The sequence below is a fragment of the Roseiflexus sp. RS-1 genome (genome assembly GCF_000016665.1).
Classification (GTDB): Bacteria; Chloroflexota; Chloroflexia; order Chloroflexales; family Roseiflexaceae; genus Roseiflexus.
In genome coordinates this window covers 87,452-104,198 of sequence record NC_009523.1, presented here as the reverse complement: position 1 = coordinate 104,198, position 16,747 = coordinate 87,452, and the positions used below count along the sequence as shown (strand labels likewise).

The following is a 16,747-nucleotide window of genomic DNA, read 5'->3' as shown; positions in this document are numbered from 1 at the left end:
GCGAGCGCGTCCGGCGTCGAGGGGCGCATCAGCGCTGCGGGGGCGCGGTAGGGGCGCTGCGCTGCGCCCGGACAGGCGGCATTGTTCCCCAGATCTGCCCGAAACCTGTGCAGGCACAGTACAAAACTGTGCAACCAAAATACAACCTCCTCAGGTTGGAAGGTTGTTTTATGGCTTTCTTATGCTATAGAACCCTGTCTCGGGAAAAGATGAAAGGAGGATGAGAAATCTTTTCAAAATCTGTTCAAAACATTGACAAAGGGTTGTGAACGATATATAATCATCGTGAAACAAGGGCGAGGTAAACAGCCTCACGGGAAGAGAAAAGAGGTTCTTCCATGGTCAACCAATCCTCTGATGAGTACATTCGCACAACAGCCGCCATCCCCCGCACCGACACTCCAGACGACCATGTTCTGATCGCGGCAATCGCACAGGGAGACAGCAGCGCGCTCGAGACGCTTTACGACCGCTATTCGTCTGTGGTCTACCGCATGGCGCTGCGTATGTTGAAAAATCGCGAACTCGCAGAAGAGGTTGTCCAGGAAGTTTTCTGGCGCGTCTGGCGCCGTAGCGCAAGTTTTGACATCGAGCGCGGGCGTGTGGCGCAGTGGTTGTTCGGCATTGCGCATAACCTGTGCATCGATGAGTTGCGCCGCATGCGCGCCCGCCCGACTCAGGTCTATGAGGATGTTGATCATCCTGTGATCCAGCAACTCGCCGATGATCAGATTGATGTGCCGGAAGCAGCGTGGGCGTTTGAACAGCGGCGCGTTATCCGTGACGCACTCGATCACCTTCCCGATACGCAACGCGAGGCAGTTGAACTGGCATACTTCGGCGGGTTGTCGCACCAGGAAATCGCCACGAAACTGAATCGACCGCTCGGAACGATCAAGACGCGTGTGCGCCTGGGGCTGCAGAAACTCGGTGCGCTGTTAACAGCGCGCGGTCTCCAACCAGGAGATGCGTCGTAAGAGCAACTGGTTCTCTCTCTGACCTGCACCATAGATGACTTCACTGCAAAAACGCACCGCTGAGACGCCGAGCGCACAGAGAACTTCGAAAACGAAGTGTATGCGCGGCGAAGCATGGTGCGCTGGAGTGGCTCGCTCTGGCATCTTCCTCTGCGAACGCTGCGTCTCAGCGGTGAAATAGCCTTTTTGCAATGGACCCATATATGCATAGTCTGGTGTCCTGCACGCAACCAGCCTGGCGGCTAAAGTGGAAGCCAGTATTCGCCCGATAGCCCGGCAGATCATTGAAAGTATGCGGCTCTGTCTGCGAATCTGACGGGCTTTGAAGAAACGTTCCGCTCTTGTAGCTTCCGTTCGCGTCGTGCCTTTCTCGGGAGGGTGTAGCGTCTGTTCGCCGCACCCTTCCGTTGTGTGTGGCAGAACGGCAGTCCCTCGAAGATTTGCGCGATCACGCGCCATCCCCCCGAACCCTCCACTCGCGGGCGGAAAGGAAGGCTTTGACTCCGATTGTGTCCAGGTCGGCGGGGCGGCATGGACGGTGGAACAGGATGGAGCGTCGGATTCAGTCCACGTAAGCGTTTTCGAGGCGAATGGTGTTTGAGGTGCAGCGCATCCCAGACCTGGTCTGACAGTTTCCTGAGTTTTTGGTTCTACTAGTACAGCTCTCTGCCGTTGACAGACCTGCGCACGCGAAGTATCATGCCCCTTCGACGCCGGGTGTGTAGTGCCGCGGCATCGCTGCAAGCAACATTGCGCGCGGCTGACCCGCGCTTCTGGAGAGGCTCCCTTGGTGCGCAATTGGAAGTTGTGGCTGGGAATCGTCGTGAGCGCCGTTTGTCTCTGGATTGCGCTTCGCGGTCTCGATTTCCAGACGTTCTGGCAGGTTATGCGTCAGGCGAACTACTGGTGGCTTGCGCCTGGCGTCGGTGTGTATTTCCTCGCGGTCTGGGCGCGCACCTGGCGCTGGCACTACATGCTGCGTCACCTCGCGCCGATTCCTGTATCCCGCCTGTTCCCCATCGTCGTTATCGGGTATATGGGCAATAATGTGTATCCGGCGCGCGCAGGCGAGGTGTTGCGGTCGTATGTCCTGAGGCGTAAGGAGCGCGTGCCGATCAGTGCATCCCTGGCGACTGTGGTGCTCGAACGCCTCTTCGATGGTCTGGTGATGCTCCTGTTCGTCTTCGTGACGCTGCCGTTCGCCCCTCTACCTCCAGTGTACTCATCGCTGGTCACCGTCCTCAGTGTCGTCTTTCTGGCGGCGCTGGCAGCATTTCTGGTCATCGCCGCGCGCCCAGAACGCATGAGCCGGACGTATGCCTGGATAGTCGAGCGGTTCGTGCCGGTGCGTTTCCGTTCTCTTGTTCACGGGTTGTTCGACCGCTTTGTCGAAGGGTTGCAGTCGCTGCGCAGTCCGCGCGACCTGGCGTTGATCTTTGTGTCATCAACGCTTATCTGGTTGACCGAAACCGGTAAGTATTGGTTCGTGATGCATGCCTTTCCGTTCGAGACATCGTTCCTGGTGCTGATGCTGATGACGGCAGTGGTGAATCTGTTTACGACCCTCCCTTCGACTCCCGGATACATCGGTACGTTCCATGTGCCCGGTATTGCTGTGTTGATGGCGTTCAATGTCGATCAGGCAATCGCAACCAGTTATACCGTCGTGTTGCACGTGGCGCTCTGGCTGCCGATCACTGCGCTTGGCGCCTGGTATATGATCAGTGAGCACCTGGGGTGGGGCGATTTCGGCAGGGCGACGGAGGCGGTGCAGTGAAGGTTGCGATTATTGGCGCGGGGGTTGCAGGATTGACCGCCGCCTACGATCTGGCGCGTCGCGGCCACGCGGTCGTGGTTTATGAAGCAGCGTCGGTTGCGGGCGGACTTGCTTCGGGGTTCCGCGATGAACTCTGGGAATGGCCCCTCGAACGCTTCTACCATCACCTGTTCGAGAGTGATACTGCCATCAGGTCGCTGGTGCAGGAGATAGGGTTCGCCGACCGTCTCTTCTTCCGCCGACCGATCACGGCGCAGTGGTGGAATGGTCGCGCGTATGCGCTCGATGGCGTGCTGCCGGTGCTGCGTTTCCCGGCCGTGCCGTTCATCGACCGCCTCCGTTTTGGAGTGGTCGCTGCGTACCTGAAGTATGTCACCAACGACTGGCAGAATCTTGAAAAGGTGACAGCTGCGGAATGGACGTCGCGCTGGTGCGGGCCGCGTGTGTACCGCGAAATCTGGCGTCCGCTGCTGGAGGGCAAGTTCGGTCCGCATGCCGATGACGTCAACATGGCATGGCTGTGGGCGCGTCTCAAGGCGCGCAGTTTCCGTCTTGGCTACTTCGTCGGGGGGTTCCAGGCGTTCTGTGATGCGCTGCTCGAACAGGTGCGCCGGCTTGGGGCGGTGGTGCATCTCGATGCGCCGGTGGCGGCGCTCACGCCGCTCGACGATGACGTCTGGCAGGTGACTGCTGGCGGCGCTCTGTCCGGTGCGGCAGAGGACGTCGATGCGGTGATTGTCACCGGTTCACCAACGTTGCTGGCGCGTCTGGCGCCACACCTGCCCGCTGCGTATCTCAGCAATTTGCGCACGCTGCGCTCGATGGGGGCGGTGGTGCTGACGATCGCGCTGCGGCAACAGTTGCTGACCGATGGAACATACTGGTTGATGCCACCCAAACGTGAGTTCCCCTTCCTGGCGCTGGTCGAACACACGAATTTCATCGAACCATCGCACTACGGCGGCGATCATCTGATCTACTGCGGCGATTATCTTGACCCTCATCACGAGTATTTCCGCCTGACCGCCGAAGAACTATTGCAACGATTTCTCCCGGCGCTGGCGCGGGTCAACCCGCACTTCGATCCGTCGTGGGTGCGGGGATACTGGCTCCACCGCGAACCCTACGCACAACCGATCGTTCCGGTCAACCATGCGCGGAACATCCCTCCACTGGCGACGCCGCTCCGCGGCCTGTTCTGGGCAAGCATGAGTCAGGTGTACCCCTGGGATCGCGGGACGAATTATGCAGTCGAGTTGGGGCGTCGTGTGGCAGCGGAATGCCACCGGTACGCCGGGATGATCCGGTTGCGCGGCGGCGGTGTGGCGCTGCGCACGCAGTGAACGGCATGGCAGACGCAACCACAGCATGGATTACAGCCGCTGGCGGCGCTTTGATGATCGTGCTGGCGGTTTTGATGCCCCGGCTTCGCCTGCGCCTCGGTGGACGACCGTGGGACGAGACGTTCCGCGATCCGCGCCTGCGCCGCATTGCGCGCATCCAGGAGCGCCTGGCGCAGGGTTCGCTGGGAGCGATGGGCGCAGGGTTCCTGGTGTCCGGCGCCGGTGTTCTGTTGCGCCTTCCCCCTGTGCCGGCGCAACTCGTTGTGTCGATCTGCTACGGACTGGCGCTCGCCGGACTCGTGGCGCAGGTGGCGTTGATCATTCGCTCGCGGCGGATCGAGTGATGCGCGTTCTGGATGCCGGTATCAGAGCGGCAGACTCTCGCGCCAGATGCGGTGCAGGAAGGGGTTCTGCGCTGCAAGTTGCTGTTCCAGTTCTGCCCGGGTATAGACCAGCAGGTCGGTTCCGCGATCGAGATCAAAATAAGGCAGGAAGGAAAGAATCCGTCGTACCATGTCCGGTTCAGCGGAATGCCGCACGATAATCAGCACATCCACATCGCTTGTTCCGGTTGCATCGCCACGCGCAAGCGAGCCAAAAACGCGGATATCTTCCACATCGCGCTCCCGACGGATCTGCGCCGCAATAGCGCGTAACCGCGCCAGCAACGCCTCACGATCGAGGGAGATGATCCTGACAGTACTGGATGATGGCGGTTGCTGCATCGAGCGCCTCTTGCGCTTTGGTCGCGCTGAAATAGTCCGCAGGTTTACCGACGGAAAATCCATTTGGGTAGCGAGTGGGAATGTACAAAACATCGAGCAGTTGAGCGTATTCGATCAGGTGCAGCGGCACATCGAGGTCCTTTAATGCGCGTAGCATTGGGGTTATTGCGTGCCCCCACGCATCCATGCCGCGCGACATCAAGAGCGCCTTTACTGCTTTTTCTGCGGCTTGCTGTGCTGTAAAGCATGCCCACTCCCAGTATTCGTGCTGAAGATCGAGGTGCGCCTTTTCCAGATCACGGAGCGCCTGCGCAAACCAGTCGGCGTAACGACTCATCGCATCACCTCTCTGAGTTTCGCATCATTGTACACCGTTTTGGTCGTTGAAGCGAGACCCGGATACCTGGTTCAGGGCTTTGCGTCAACAGGTAATCCAACATCAGGACGGGCAGCCAGACGGCGCCGGGCATGCGGGATAGAGGGATCATCCCAACCGATGCACCAGATGCAACACTGCACTGCAAATACGAACGCTGATGACGCGAACGAGGGGCAGGAATGGTTGGGCATTACTGTGGGCACAGAGGTGCGAGAGATCATTCTGCCGATTGGGCAGACGATACCTTGCGGCGAATCAGTGTACACAACGTGTGGACGATATTCAAATCGGCCTCAAGAACGTCTTACTGAAACGATGTATGGATACCGATAGGATACCGGGTTTCGATGTAGTACTCCGTGATTCGTTGACACGGCGCCAGGAAAGAAGCAAAATCATAATCGCGAGCCGTGGCTTCCAGGATCAGGACTTCCAGGTCGTGAATGCGACGCAGTTTCCAACCAGCAGAGAGTAGAAAGCCCTTGAGATACTTCTCTGCCGCTTGCTGGAGGTGAAAGGCAACAACAGGAAGAGGCCCATCTTGGGTCAGCAGAATCTCTGCAGCTTGAAGGTCCAGGTCACCCTGGGCGAACCAATCTGATGGCAGGGCGGACTCAGTTGCCTGCATAGAGCACCTTTCCCCGCCGCATGATTTCCAGATAAAAGGGATCTCCCAGTGTCAGTCGGTGAGCCAGTTCCTCAGGGGTCAGCACAAGCGGCGAGAAGGGCACTCGCCGCTCTGGATCCGCAACCAACTGGCGCACGCGGACACGGCGCGCCAGAGGTGACTCGTCGGTTTCTTTGATAATCAGCAGATCAATGTCGCTGTCTTCATCCGGCGCCCCACACGCCAGGGAGCCGAACAGCACGATTTGTTGAGGCCGGTAGGCCTCGATGAGCGACTGGACAATCTTTTGAAGCGTATCCTGAATCTCTTTGACCGAATACATTGCACAACCATTGCAAAGATGACTTCACTGCAAAAACGCACCGCTGAGACGCTGAGCGCCCAGAGAACGCCAAAAACGCAACGTAGTTCGATGCGCAGCGAAGCAAACGTCTGAGCCAGACAATAGAATTTCCTCTGTGAGCGCTGCGCCTCTGCAGTAATGTACCCTTCTTGCAGTGGACTCAAAGATACTGACATGAACTCCCGCGTTCCACATCATTGTACACCGTTTTGGTCGTTGAAGCGAGACCCGCATACCTCGTTCACACGAAACTCCCGGCGCAGCGTGTCGTGCAGTGCACACAACACGCTGCGCTGCAAGCGGATAGCCCCCTTCGCTGCAGCAACGTGCAGAAAAGACTGCCGGGATCGCGCGCAGCGAGTGCGTATGCGGGCGCTCTGCCCACGCTCCTCACAGAGGAAGAAGGTCACCCGAAAAAGATCGACCGACGCGCGGCGGTGCGCTCGTCGAGCAGCGCCTGAATGCGGCGCTGAACGAGATCGTTGATCTGCGCAATAGTTGTCGGATCGTCGGCAGCCTCCGGTCCATAGGCGGATGGGTCAATCGGCGTATCGAAAATGATCGACCATTTGCTCGGCAGCGGTGCAATGCCCAGCAACCCAAACCACGGGAAGAGCGGCGTCAACGGGAAGTAGGGCAGGTTCAACAGTTGAGCCACCGGGCGGACGTTGATGAGCATCGGGTAGATCTCTTCTGCGCCAATGACCGCGACCGGAATGATCGGCGCGCCAACGCGCAATGCTGCCCGGATATACTCACGCGCATCGAAACCGGTCAGCCGGTAGCGATTCCAGAAGAGTTTTCCGGCGCCCTGCGCACCTTCGGGAAATGCACAGACCAGATGCCCATCCTCCAGCAGGCGCACGGCATTTTCCGGCAGCGCTGGCGCCTGACCGAACGCCGCAAGCGCCGGTGCGAGTCCCGGTACGTTCGTCATCCAGGGATCGTGGAGCGAACGCACCAACCGCTGCGACGGATGATCTTCGAGCACGGCAGTCGCAATCATCGCGCTATCCCACGGCAGCACGCCGGAATGGTTCGCCAGCAGGAGCGCCGCGCCCTCCTCGGGCACGCCATCGAGACCCTCGCTGGTGACCCGCCACCAGGAACGGTAGAGGAACCCCGCGACCGGACGCACCAGTTCGATCAGTTCGGAGTCCATGCCATACGCATCGACGGCGAACTCGCCACGCAATCGACGCTGGATCAGCGCCGTCAGTTCGGTGACCTGGTACTGCAACACCATCGCAATACCACGCCAGAAGTCCGGGTCGAGGTAGTCGCTGTTGAACACATTCTGGCGCAACGCGGTCACGACATTGTCGAGCGCAGGCGGACGCAGGCGTTCCAGGTTCTCGCGGATCAGACGCAACAGGTCGGCAGCCAGGTCGCGGGTTTCCACTGATCCTTCGGTCTGATTGCGGATTTCGACTTCGAGTTCCTGAACGGCGGCAGCGGTTTCAGCGCGCAGGGTTTCGACTGCATCAATCGGCGCGACCGGTTCGGCGGTTGAGGCGACGCTGATCTCTTCCTCCGGCGCAGGCGCAGCGTCGTCGGCAGTTTCGACCGGCGCATCGACCTGGTTCTGGCCAGCGGGCTGATCTTCAACAACGGGAACGGCGCTTGTCTCCTGAACGTTGTCGGCAGCCTGAACGCCATTGATGGGAAGATCACCTGTATGTGCTTCTGGCGATTCTGACATATCCGCCTCCTGTGAGATTATTCGTGCGGTTATTTCGGGATGCTCGTCCGTTGATTCGCGCTTTCTGACCGAAGCGGTTCGTTTTCTGCTCTTCGGGGGTTTCGGTTCGCCGGAAGAAGGCGCTCTGCGTCTCCGGGAGCGCTCTGCCGACGAGTCGGCGTCGGGTGAACTATCATCGTGTGGTTCTGCCATCGATGTACTCTCTTCGATACGCGAAGGGTCCGGGCGGATCACGCGGTGACCGCAGCGATTTCGCGCAGTGTTTCATCGGGTTGGTGTTGCGGCGCCCAGTGGAGTTCGCACGCAGCACGGCGGATGTCACCCACGCATGCGTAGTTCAAGTACTCAACCGGGAACGGCAGTGCGCCGATCAGCGAACGGATCGGCGCCAGAAATGATGCTGCCTGAAACGCGAACGCGGGCAACGGCAGCGGTTGCCCGCCAGCGAGAAGAATCGCCTGCGACAGGATCAGGGGAGGATGCGCTGCGATATTGAACGCGCCTTCCACCTGATCGTTCAGTGTCGCCAGCGCCAGCGCCACTGCTGCATCGTGGATATGCAGCACCTGGATCCGGGGGTCGAAACCCGCCAGCACCGGCGCGGGGCGGCGACTGAGGAACTGCACGACAGGTGAGCGGACGCCGTTGCCGGCGACAGGTGCGCAGCGAATCATAACAATGCGCATATCGGGATGGCGCACCTTGAAATCGCCGACCAACCGCTCGATCTCGATATAATCCTGGAGCAAGCCAGCCGGTGCGCCGCTCGACAGCGGCGCAGATTCGGGGATGAAGACGGGTGCATCGGGGCGCGCACCGTACACCAGCAAGCTGCTGCGCATCACAACGCGCGGCACTCCTGCGGCGTGACATGCTCCCAGCACCTCGATGGCGCGATACACATTGCCGCGACCCGTGATCTCGTAGGGAGGCGCCTCCTCCTCACCGGCGATGTCAAGATGCACCACGACATCCACCCGCGCGGCGCGCATCATCGTGAGCAGCGTTTCGCCGCTCATATCGCACACGCGCACCTCGACATCGGTGGGTGTATACTCAGGGGCAACACGCCCGACGCCAACAACACGCATATGGGGTTGTGATGCCAGAATACCGGCAACCAGGCTCCCCAACACACTGCCAACGCCGGTGACCAGCACTGTTGTCATGCTCACCTCTGCCAGGCTATGCCGGTTATGCCAGGCGCTGACGCAACCAGTGCTCAACTCCGCTGCGATCAAGATCGGAATTGGAAACGGAGCGCACCAGCCAGAGCAGTTCCGCCTCAGCCACGTCGTGACGCAGCGATGCATTGTTGAGGGTCAGGAAACGCAGCATGCAGAGCAGCGCCGTCGCTTCATTGGCGCTGACAAAGGGGCGGCTTTTGATCATCAGGAACATCAGCGCTGCGGCTTTACTCGGCAGATCAGGGTACAACTCCGCCTCGAAGAGCACCTGGCGCGGCGCCGTCACCACCGACATCAACCGGTCGTGACTGGCGATCCCCAGGCGCCCGCCATATCGTAAGACCGCATATGTATGCAAGTCCAGCACGTCGTCTTTCGTCAGATAGTGCATCACTCCACACGTACTGCCCGTAGAAATATCTCCCAACACCTGCAGGCGCCCGATCCCCGGTTCCCGGTTCCTGGCTCCCGGTTCCCAGTTCTTCGGTTCCCAGTCCTCAGTTCCCGGTTCCCGGTTCTCAGTTCTTGGTTCTTAGTTCTTGGCTCCCGGTTCTCAGTTCTTGGTTCTTAGTTCTTGGTTCTTAGTTCTGGATGTCCCTCACAGTCCTGCCAGTTCACGGAACATTTTATCGTACCGATCGCTCACACCACGCGCCCATTCGCGCAACTGCGGACTCATTGGGCGACGCAGCAGCACCTCATTCTCGGTGAAGATCAGTTCAACCAGTTCCTCATCGCCGAGTCCGACAGCGCGCAGCCATCCCTGGACCGTTTCCGGCAGGTTCTCACGTTCGATAGTAAACGATCGTGGCAATGCTTCCTCCCCGTTTCCCATAGTGTGCACAACTTTCTTCTGCCCGCCGTACAGCGCCGGTCATCCTTCAATCACGCGGACGCATGTGCGGGAACAGGATGACTTCGCGGATGCTCGGTTGATCGGTGAACAGCATCACCGTCCGGTCGATACCGATGCCTAACCCGCCGGTTGGCGGCATACCATACATCAGCGCATTGAGGAAGTCAATGTCCATCTGTTGCGCTTCATCGTCGCCAGCATCATACGCGCGCCCCTGTTCCAGAAAACGCTGCTCCTGGTCGAGCGGATCGTTCAATTCGGTAAACGCATTGCCGACTTCCATGCCAGCCACGATTGGCTCGAAGCGTTCCACCAGCAGCGGTTGATCGGGACGACGTTTCGCCAGCGGCGACAGCGCCACCGGATGATCGATAACGAACGTTGGCTGGATCAATTCTGGTTGCACATAAACGCTAAAGATCTCGTCAACCTGTTTGCCCCAACTGGGTTTGAGATCGACCTTCAGCCCGACTGCGCGGATCGCTCGTTGCAACGGTTCGAGTTCGGTGAGTTCGAGAATGTCGATGCCGGTGCGCGCGGCAATCGCCGTCGGGATCGAAACACGCTGCCACGCAGGACCGAAATCGATAGTGTGTCCCTGAAAGACAATGGTTGTGCTGCCAGCGACTTCCAGCGCCAGGGTCCGGTACAGGTCTTCGACCAGGCGCATCATATCGTTGTAATCGGCATACGCCTGGTAACATTCCATCATCGTGAACTCAGGGTTGTGGGTACGATCAACCCCTTCGTTGCGAAAAACCTTGCTGATCTCATAGACGCGCTCAAAGCCGCCGACGATCAGGCGCTTCAGGTAGAGTTCGACGGCGATGCGCAGATAGAGATCCTGCTTCAACTGGTTATGGTGCGTGATGAACGGGCGGGCCGAAGCGCCGCCGTAGATCGGTTGCAGGGTTGGCGTCTCCACCTCAAGAAAGCCGCGTTCGTCAAGGAAGCGCCGCATTGTGCTGACGATCTTCGCGCGTGTGCGAAACACGTCGCGCACTTCAGGGTTGACGATCAGGTCGAGGTAGCGTTGACGATGACGCTCTTCGATGTCCGAAAGACCATGCCACTTTTCCGGCGGCGGGTTGAGCGATTTTGCCAGCACCCCCAGGCGCTCGACGAACACCGAAGGCTCGCCGCGTTGCGTGCGGCGCAACGTTCCCGTGGCTTCGACAATGTCGAACGTATCGAGGTCATCGCGAAACCGGTCGAACCATTCGTCGCCGATGTCGCCGCGACTGAGCCAGATCTGGATGCGGCCCGACTCGTCTTCGATGTGGGCAAATGCCAGTTTGCCCAGAATCCGACGGGCGCCCACAATTCTCCCGGCGACGGTGACCTGTTCTCCGCGTTCCATCAACTGGTCGAAACTGGCAAGCACGAAGCCAATCGTATGGGTGCGCCGGGTACGCGGCGGATACGGGTCGATGCCGGCTGCGCGCAAGCGTTCCAGTTTTGCCAGGCGCTGTTGTTGAAGTTCGTTGAGTTCCATAGCGCCTATGATACGCGATTATGGTTAAAACGCAAACAGGGTAAGTGCTGTCCCCTGCCTGCGACTGACATAGAACAAAGAATCCGTCCTGGCAAAATGCGCGTGGATATCACCGCTTCCGGGTGACATCCACGCGCGGTCGGTGCATAAAATTGAACAACGTCGAACTACTGGATATCGACGATGGTAAGTTTCATGGTGCCAGAAGGGGTCTCTACCGTTACTTTCTGACGCGGGCGTTTGCCGAGGAGCGCCGAACCGATCGGCGACTCATTCGATATCTTGCCTTCGCTCGGTTTGGCTTCAGTGCTGCCGACAATCGTCCAGGTTTCTTCGCCGTCTTCGCCGTCGATACGTACTGTGACGCGCGAACCAATGCGAACCTCGTGATTGTCGCCGTTCTCTTCGTCGATTATCTGAGCACGGGCGAGAATGCTCTTGATCTCGCGGATACGACCTTCGAGATGAGCCTGCTGGTTTTTGGCATCCTCGTATTCGCCGCTTTCGGAGATGTCGCCAAGTTCTTTTGCGGCGTTGATACGCTCGGCAATCTCTTTGCGGCCCTTGGTGACAAGCTCTTCCAACTCGGCTTCGAGCCTGGCGCGCCCATCACGGGTGAGGTATGCTGGTTTGTCGCTCATCGTTCGTGCCTTCTTCCGATTTCCTGCTCTGTCCGCTTGCGTTGCGGCTTCCGCCGCCGTCGTGGAGCGGCATACCCGATACTACGGGGCATAACCCGAACGGTTGCGTCTCCACACACGCCTGGCTGCGACACTCAAGAGAATGACGCCACCAACCCGACGCACATGCGCGTCCGGTCGCCTCGTCGCCCGTTCTCCTGGTGGGGGAGATACCAGGGTGTGTGGTCACCCGTCGCATCGTGTGCGTAAATGAAACGACTGAGAGCATGCTCTCAGCCTGCCTGTCGGGTTTGCCCCAACCCAACGTTATCTATTGCATAACGTTGGCGATTTGTATTATATGCGATTGCACACCGTTTGTAAAGCCTGTTCAATCTTTTGATCGCGGGCAGAACATGCGGGAACGCTGCGCGGCGTGATGAACCTGGCATGCTATAATGCAGCCTGAAACCCGGAAACCGTATGATGTCGCGCCTGACGAACCACGAAGTCGCTGAGATGTTCAGCGCTATTGCTGACCTGATGGAGATCCTGGACGAGGATCGGTTCCGCGTTCAGGCGTATCGTCGCGCCAGCGACGCCATCCGCGATCTGCCAGCGCCACTGGCGACATACCGCGACCGCGGTGAACTGGAGGCAATTCCCGGAGTCGGCAAGGCGATTGCCGGGAAGATCAGCGAGTTGCTCGACACAGGTGAGTTGCAGTACTACAACCGCCTTCAGGAGAAGGCGCCGCCCGGTGTGCGCGAGTTGCTGCGCGTCCCCGGCGTCGGTCCGCGTACTGCCGGGCGTCTCTACCGCGAACTTGGGATTACCAGCCTGGCGGAACTGAAACGTGCTGCTGAGGAAGGACGCCTGGCGACGCTCAAGGGTTTCGGCGCAAAGATGATCGAAGGCATTCTCCAGGGTATCAGTGTTGCGGAGCGACAGGAGCGACGGATGCTGCTGGCGCACGCGCTCGAAACCGCTGAGGAGTTGATCCTGGCGCTGCGCACCGCTGCCCCCACACTGCGCCAGGCGACATACGCTGGAAGTTTGCGTCGTGGACGCCCGACCGTCGGTGATCTCGACATCCTGGTAGCCGCCGATGATGCTCCTGCTGTCGTCCGTGCCTTTACAACGCTGCCACTCGTGGCGCGGGTCGAGTCGGCGGGTGACGAAAAAGCCAGCATTCTGCTCCATAACGGCACACAGGCGGATCTGATCGCTGTGCCCCCGGCGCTGTGGGGATCAGCGTTGCAACACTTCACCGGCAGCAAGGCGCATAATATCCGCTTTCGTGAACTGGCGCTGGCGCGTGGCTCGAGTTTCAGCGAGCATGGATTCCGCCGCGCCGATGGAACCGTGTTGACCTGCGCTACTGAAGAAGAGGTGTATGCCGCCGTCGATCTTCCCTGGATTCCGCCGGAACTGCGCGAGGACGAGGGAGAGTTCGAGGCGGCGCGCGCCGGTGCGCTGCCGCGCCTGGTCGAACTGAGCGATATTCGCGCCGATCTCCACATGCACAGCACCTGGAGCGATGGACGCGCCGATATTCGTACCATGGCGGAAGCGGCGCGCGCCCGTGGCTATTCCCACATCGCTATAACCGACCACAGCGCATATATCGGGCTGACCCACGGATTGGATGCGGAACGGTTGCGCGCGCAACGCCGGGAGATCGCAGCGCTGAATGCGGCGTATGCCGCGCAAGGCATTCCATTTCGCATTCTGTGCGGCGTCGAAGTCGATATGACGCCCGAAGGATCTCTGGCGCTTCCCGACGATGTGCTGGCAGAACTCGATATCGTTGTGGCGTCGGCGCACATCCAGTTGCGCCAGTCGCCTGAAGCCGCCACCGAACGCTTGCTGCGCGCGGTGCGCAATCCGCACGTCGATATAATCGGTCATCCGGTGGGGCGGATGCTCGGATCGCGCGAGGGAGCGCCGGTCGATATCGATGCCCTGGCGCGTGCAGCAGCCGAACATGGGGTGCTGCTCGAAGTGAACAGTGGACCAACCCGCCTCGACCTGGAGGGTCCGGCGGTCCGGCGCGCGCTGGAACTGGGTGCGACCATTGCGATCAACAGTGATGCGCACCATCCCGACAATCTGGACTGGATCCGGTTCGGGGTCATCACCGCACGGCGGGGTTGGGCGGGCGCTGCGCAGGTAGCGAACACCTGGAGTTTCGAGGCGCTTCAGGAGTGGTTGCGCCGACATTGAGCGTTGTTCTGTTTATCGAGAGGAGGAAGCATGCCATCCGTCTTTTCGCGCATTGTGAGCGGTGAATTGCCGTCAGCCAAAGTGTACGAGGATGACGAGACGCTGGCGTTTATGGATATTAATCCCGCCAGTCGGGGGCATACGCTGGTGATTTGTAAGGAAGAGCACCCCGATATTTTTACCACGCCCCCTCATCTGGTTGCAGCCGTTGCGCGGACGGCGCAGAAAGTGGCGCTGGCGCTCCGTGATGCGCTCGATATCGACGGACTGAATATTGTTCAGAATAACGGCGCGGCGGCCGGGCAGGTGGTATTCCATTACCATGTGCACCTGATACCGCGCTGGAAGGGTGACCACGTGCTGCGACCCTGGACGCCGCACCCGGCTGATCCGTCTGAATTGCGCACAATAGCAGAACGGATCCGGGCAGCGATAAAGGAAGGTTGAAGGTTCAGCGTTACCCTGAACGGCGAGAGTGGTTCAATGGCAGCGCGAAGATGAAGGGGCGGCGCCTGCAGTTGCCTGCACAAAGACGATCGCGTTTGCGCAAATGAGATTCCAATGCCAGAGATCGATATCCAGCGGTTGCAACACCAGATTGAAACGGTCGTTCACACGCAACCTGACGTGCGCCTTGTCTACCTCTTCGGGTCGCAGGTGAGCGGAGTGACTGGTCCGCTCAGCGATATCGATCTGGCAGTGTTGCTGGCGCACAAGGCGTCAGCAATGCACGTCTTCGCGCAGTTGGAACACCTCTTTTCTCTGGCGCTGGAAGGGCAGGCTGTGGACGTTGTCATCCTCAACCATGCGCCAATCGAACTGGCATATGCGGTCATTGCTCAGGGCAGGATCATCTACCAGCGTTCAATTGCCGAACGGGTCGAGTACGAAGCGGATGTCATGAGTCGCTACGGGGATTTTCTGCCCTTTCTGCGCGCACAACGTCAGGACATTGTGAAGGGAGCGGGCAATGAGCGTCGAGTTCAGCGGTATCGAGAGGCGCTTAGACGAACTCAGCGAGCGCCTGGCGCGTCTGGCGCCGCTCCGCGCCCGACCGAAGACTGAGTTCATGAGCGATCCGTATCTGCGCGACATTGTGGAGCGTAATCTGGAAGTGGCGGCGCAGTGTTGCATCGACATCTGCCACCGGATTATCGCGCTGGAAGGCGCTCAGAAACCGCGAAGCTACTATGAAGCGATTCTGCGCATGGGAGAACTGGGCGTGTTGCCGCCGGACTTCGCCGGACGCCTTGCTCCGATTGACGGTCTGCGAAATATTCTGACTCACGAATATTTGACTGTGGATTGGGACGAGGTGTACACGAACCTGGCGAAACTGGATGACCTGTCGCGCTTCGCTGACCTGATCCGCAGGTGGTTGGATGATCGCCGGTCAATCAGCCCATGAATGCGTCCACTGTAAAAAGGGTATGTCACCGCAGAGTAACTGTGTTGCTTGTCAAGGGGCGCTCGTATGCACAGCCGGATCCCAGGGCTTTTGCTGACGCAATATTGCGCCGAGAATAGTCAGCAGCTTGCGCATCGCAGCGACGATGGCGACCTTGCGCGGCTTGCCAGCTTGACACAGGCGCTGATCGAAGGCGCGCCTGACCAGACGGCGCCGCGTGGCCGCCAGGGTCGCCATGTACAACACGCTGCGCACATCCCTCCTGCCGCCGGAGATATGCCGGGGTTTGTGCTGTGCGCCGCTCTGATTGGCATACGGCGCAACGCCCACAAAGGCCGCCGCTTCCTTGCGATTGATGGTCCCCAGTTCGGGCAGGCGGAGCAGCAGGTTCAGTGCGGTGATCGCGCCGATGCCGGGCACGCTTTCGAGCAGCTCCCGTTTCCGGCGCACCTCGTCGGTGCGCTCCGCCTCGTTGTCGCGTTCCTGCTCAAGCGCACGGATCTCCTGATCCAGCCAATCAATATGCTGCTGGATGCCCGGGCGGAGGTTCGGCGCGGCAGCCGTCAACCGATTGATCTCAGCCGTCCGCATCTGAATCACCTGCTCCCGCCGGACCAGCAGGTCGCGCAAGGATGCGCGCTGCTCGTCCGTCGCTTGGTGGTGCGGCGGGCGCACCCGTTCGGCAAAGCGGGCGAGCAACCGGGCATCCAGGCGGTCGGTCTTCGCCTGGCGTCCTTCCGCGTGCGCCAGGGCGCGCACGCGGCGTGGCTGCACCCGCGCCGTCGGCAAGCCAGCCTGGAGCAGTTGGGCGAACACCATGCGCTCCAGCCCGCCGGTCGCCTCCAGCACAATCAGGGTCGGCTGCAGGCGCTGGAGTCGCGTGACCAGGAGCTGGACACCTTCGTCGGTAGACGGTATCGTCTCGCGTGGCGCGTGCGGGTCGGCGCCAAACGCCACATCCAGCGTCTGTTTGGAGACATCAATGCCGATAAAGAGCGACTCACGGGAAGCCATACACAGAACCTCCTGAGGAAAACGGCGCCAGCCTTGCTAGCATATGCGGGTTTGAGGGCCCAGATAA

Annotated in this window: 19 protein-coding genes; 8 read left to right on the top strand and 11 right to left on the bottom strand. The window is 59.8% G+C overall.

Annotated elements, in window-relative coordinates; all coding sequences use genetic code 11:
* Positions 1–338 precede the first annotated feature (338 nt).
* The 4 genes from ROSERS_RS00445 to ROSERS_RS00430 all read left to right on the top strand — a co-directional run bounded on the left by ROSERS_RS00445 (position 339) and on the right by ROSERS_RS00430 (position 4,441).
* Positions 339–977, top strand: a complete 639-nt coding sequence (locus ROSERS_RS00445) for an RNA polymerase sigma factor (protein ID WP_011954891.1) — start codon at positions 339–341, stop codon at positions 975–977.
* 790 nt (positions 978–1,767) lie between these two features.
* Positions 1,768–2,754, top strand: a complete 987-nt coding sequence (locus tag ROSERS_RS00440; RefSeq protein WP_041334498.1) for a lysylphosphatidylglycerol synthase transmembrane domain-containing protein — start codon at positions 1,768–1,770, stop codon at positions 2,752–2,754.
* Entirely contained in the window at positions 2,751–4,097 is a 1,347-nt protein-coding gene (locus ROSERS_RS00435; RefSeq protein ID WP_011954889.1) for an NAD(P)/FAD-dependent oxidoreductase, read from the top strand. The genes ROSERS_RS00440 and ROSERS_RS00435 overlap by 4 nt, the downstream gene beginning before the upstream one ends.
* A 5-nt stretch (positions 4,098–4,102) precedes the next feature.
* Positions 4,103–4,441, top strand: coding sequence for a hypothetical protein (locus tag ROSERS_RS00430; RefSeq protein WP_011954888.1), 339 nt, complete (start codon positions 4,103–4,105; stop codon positions 4,439–4,441).
* Positions 4,442–4,462: 21 nt separating this feature from the next.
* On the opposite strand, the gene ROSERS_RS00425 is transcribed toward ROSERS_RS00430, so the two are convergent.
* The 10 genes from ROSERS_RS00425 to greA form a co-directional block, all read right to left on the bottom strand.
* Positions 4,463–4,822, bottom strand: coding sequence for a nucleotidyltransferase family protein (locus tag ROSERS_RS00425; RefSeq protein WP_083763237.1), 360 nt, complete (start codon positions 4,820–4,822; stop codon positions 4,463–4,465).
* Positions 4,770–5,159, bottom strand: coding sequence for a HEPN domain-containing protein (locus ROSERS_RS00420; protein WP_011954886.1), 390 nt, complete (start codon positions 5,157–5,159; stop codon positions 4,770–4,772). Before ROSERS_RS00420 ends, ROSERS_RS00425 begins: the two co-directional genes overlap by 53 nt.
* A gap of 346 nt (positions 5,160–5,505) precedes the next feature.
* Positions 5,506–5,829, bottom strand: a complete 324-nt coding sequence (locus ROSERS_RS00415; RefSeq protein WP_011954885.1) for a HEPN domain-containing protein — start codon at positions 5,827–5,829, stop codon at positions 5,506–5,508.
* Entirely contained in the window at positions 5,816–6,151 is a 336-nt protein-coding gene (locus tag ROSERS_RS00410) for a nucleotidyltransferase domain-containing protein (RefSeq protein ID WP_011954884.1), read from the bottom strand. Before ROSERS_RS00410 ends, ROSERS_RS00415 begins: the two co-directional genes overlap by 14 nt.
* A 427-nt stretch (positions 6,152–6,578) precedes the next feature.
* Positions 6,579–7,874 carry a lysophospholipid acyltransferase family protein gene (locus ROSERS_RS00405; RefSeq protein WP_011954883.1) on the bottom strand — a complete coding sequence of 432 codons (1,296 nt, stop codon included), beginning with the start codon at positions 7,872–7,874 and terminating at the stop codon, positions 6,579–6,581.
* 230 nt (positions 7,875–8,104) lie between these two features.
* Complete coding sequence (locus ROSERS_RS00400) at positions 8,105–9,043, bottom strand: NAD-dependent epimerase/dehydratase family protein (RefSeq protein WP_011954882.1); 939 nt, start codon at positions 9,041–9,043, stop codon at positions 8,105–8,107.
* Positions 9,044–9,068: 25 nt separating this feature from the next.
* Complete coding sequence (locus tag ROSERS_RS00395; protein WP_011954881.1) at positions 9,069–9,452, bottom strand: type II toxin-antitoxin system death-on-curing family toxin; 384 nt, start codon at positions 9,450–9,452, stop codon at positions 9,069–9,071.
* A 207-nt stretch (positions 9,453–9,659) separates the two neighbouring features.
* Complete coding sequence (locus ROSERS_RS00390) at positions 9,660–9,875, bottom strand: hypothetical protein (RefSeq protein WP_041334490.1); 216 nt, start codon at positions 9,873–9,875, stop codon at positions 9,660–9,662.
* A 67-nt stretch (positions 9,876–9,942) separates the two neighbouring features.
* Positions 9,943–11,412 (bottom strand): lysine--tRNA ligase, encoded by a 1,470-nt coding sequence (gene lysS / locus ROSERS_RS00385; protein ID WP_011954879.1) that lies wholly within the window; start codon positions 11,410–11,412, stop codon positions 9,943–9,945.
* A 167-nt stretch (positions 11,413–11,579) separates the two neighbouring features.
* A complete protein-coding gene (gene greA / locus ROSERS_RS00380; protein WP_011954878.1) occupies positions 11,580–12,053 on the bottom strand; it encodes a transcription elongation factor GreA in 474 nt (157 codons plus the stop codon).
* Positions 12,054–12,515: 462 nt separating this feature from the next.
* Between greA and polX the strand changes: the two genes are divergently transcribed.
* The 4 genes from polX to hepT all read left to right on the top strand — a co-directional run bounded on the left by polX (position 12,516) and on the right by hepT (position 15,666).
* Complete coding sequence (gene polX, locus ROSERS_RS00375; protein WP_011954877.1) at positions 12,516–14,258, top strand: DNA polymerase/3'-5' exonuclease PolX; 1,743 nt, start codon at positions 12,516–12,518, stop codon at positions 14,256–14,258.
* A 30-nt stretch (positions 14,259–14,288) separates the two neighbouring features.
* On the top strand, positions 14,289–14,705 hold the full coding sequence (locus ROSERS_RS00370) for an HIT family protein (RefSeq protein WP_011954876.1): 417 nt from the start codon (positions 14,289–14,291) through the stop codon (positions 14,703–14,705).
* A 114-nt stretch (positions 14,706–14,819) separates the two neighbouring features.
* On the top strand, positions 14,820–15,323 hold the full coding sequence (gene mntA / locus ROSERS_RS00365) for a type VII toxin-antitoxin system MntA family adenylyltransferase antitoxin (protein WP_011954875.1): 504 nt from the start codon (positions 14,820–14,822) through the stop codon (positions 15,321–15,323).
* On the top strand, positions 15,229–15,666 hold the full coding sequence (hepT, locus tag ROSERS_RS00360; protein ID WP_041332611.1) for a type VII toxin-antitoxin system HepT family RNase toxin: 438 nt from the start codon (positions 15,229–15,231) through the stop codon (positions 15,664–15,666). The genes mntA and hepT overlap by 95 nt, the downstream gene beginning before the upstream one ends.
* A gap of 51 nt (positions 15,667–15,717) precedes the next feature.
* Here hepT and ROSERS_RS00355 read toward each other — a convergent pair whose 3' ends face one another.
* Positions 15,718–16,680, bottom strand: a complete 963-nt coding sequence (locus tag ROSERS_RS00355) for an IS110-like element ISRfsp2 family transposase (protein WP_011954873.1) — start codon at positions 16,678–16,680, stop codon at positions 15,718–15,720.
* Positions 16,681–16,747: the final 67 nt, after the last annotated feature.

Coding starts and splice junctions, on each gene's coding strand:
- ROSERS_RS00445 (WP_011954891.1), top strand. CDS start 339: ATGGTCAACCAATCCTCTGATGAGTACATTCGCACAACAGCCGCCATC.
- ROSERS_RS00430 (WP_011954888.1), top strand. CDS start 4,103: ATGGCAGACGCAACCACAGCATGGATTACAGCCGCTGGCGGCGCTTTG.
- ROSERS_RS00425 (WP_083763237.1), bottom strand. CDS start 4,822: ATGCAGCAACCGCCATCATCCAGTACTGTCAGGATCATCTCCCTCGAT.
- ROSERS_RS00420 (WP_011954886.1), bottom strand. CDS start 5,159: ATGAGTCGTTACGCCGACTGGTTTGCGCAGGCGCTCCGTGATCTGGAA.
- ROSERS_RS00415 (WP_011954885.1), bottom strand. CDS start 5,829: ATGCAGGCAACTGAGTCCGCCCTGCCATCAGATTGGTTCGCCCAGGGT.
- ROSERS_RS00410 (WP_011954884.1), bottom strand. CDS start 6,151: ATGTATTCGGTCAAAGAGATTCAGGATACGCTTCAAAAGATTGTCCAG.
- ROSERS_RS00405 (WP_011954883.1), bottom strand. CDS start 7,874: ATGTCAGAATCGCCAGAAGCACATACAGGTGATCTTCCCATCAATGGC.
- ROSERS_RS00400 (WP_011954882.1), bottom strand. CDS start 9,043: ATGACAACAGTGCTGGTCACCGGCGTTGGCAGTGTGTTGGGGAGCCTG.
- ROSERS_RS00395 (WP_011954881.1), bottom strand. CDS start 9,452: ATGCACTATCTGACGAAAGACGACGTGCTGGACTTGCATACATATGCG.
- lysS (WP_011954879.1), bottom strand. CDS start 11,412: ATGGAACTCAACGAACTTCAACAACAGCGCCTGGCAAAACTGGAACGC.
- greA (WP_011954878.1), bottom strand. CDS start 12,053: ATGAGCGACAAACCAGCATACCTCACCCGTGATGGGCGCGCCAGGCTC.
- polX (WP_011954877.1), top strand. CDS start 12,516: ATGATGTCGCGCCTGACGAACCACGAAGTCGCTGAGATGTTCAGCGCT.
- ROSERS_RS00370 (WP_011954876.1), top strand. CDS start 14,289: ATGCCATCCGTCTTTTCGCGCATTGTGAGCGGTGAATTGCCGTCAGCC.
- mntA (WP_011954875.1), top strand. CDS start 14,820: ATGCCAGAGATCGATATCCAGCGGTTGCAACACCAGATTGAAACGGTC.
- hepT (WP_041332611.1), top strand. CDS start 15,229: ATGAGCGTCGAGTTCAGCGGTATCGAGAGGCGCTTAGACGAACTCAGC.
- ROSERS_RS00355 (WP_011954873.1), bottom strand. CDS start 16,680: ATGGCTTCCCGTGAGTCGCTCTTTATCGGCATTGATGTCTCCAAACAG.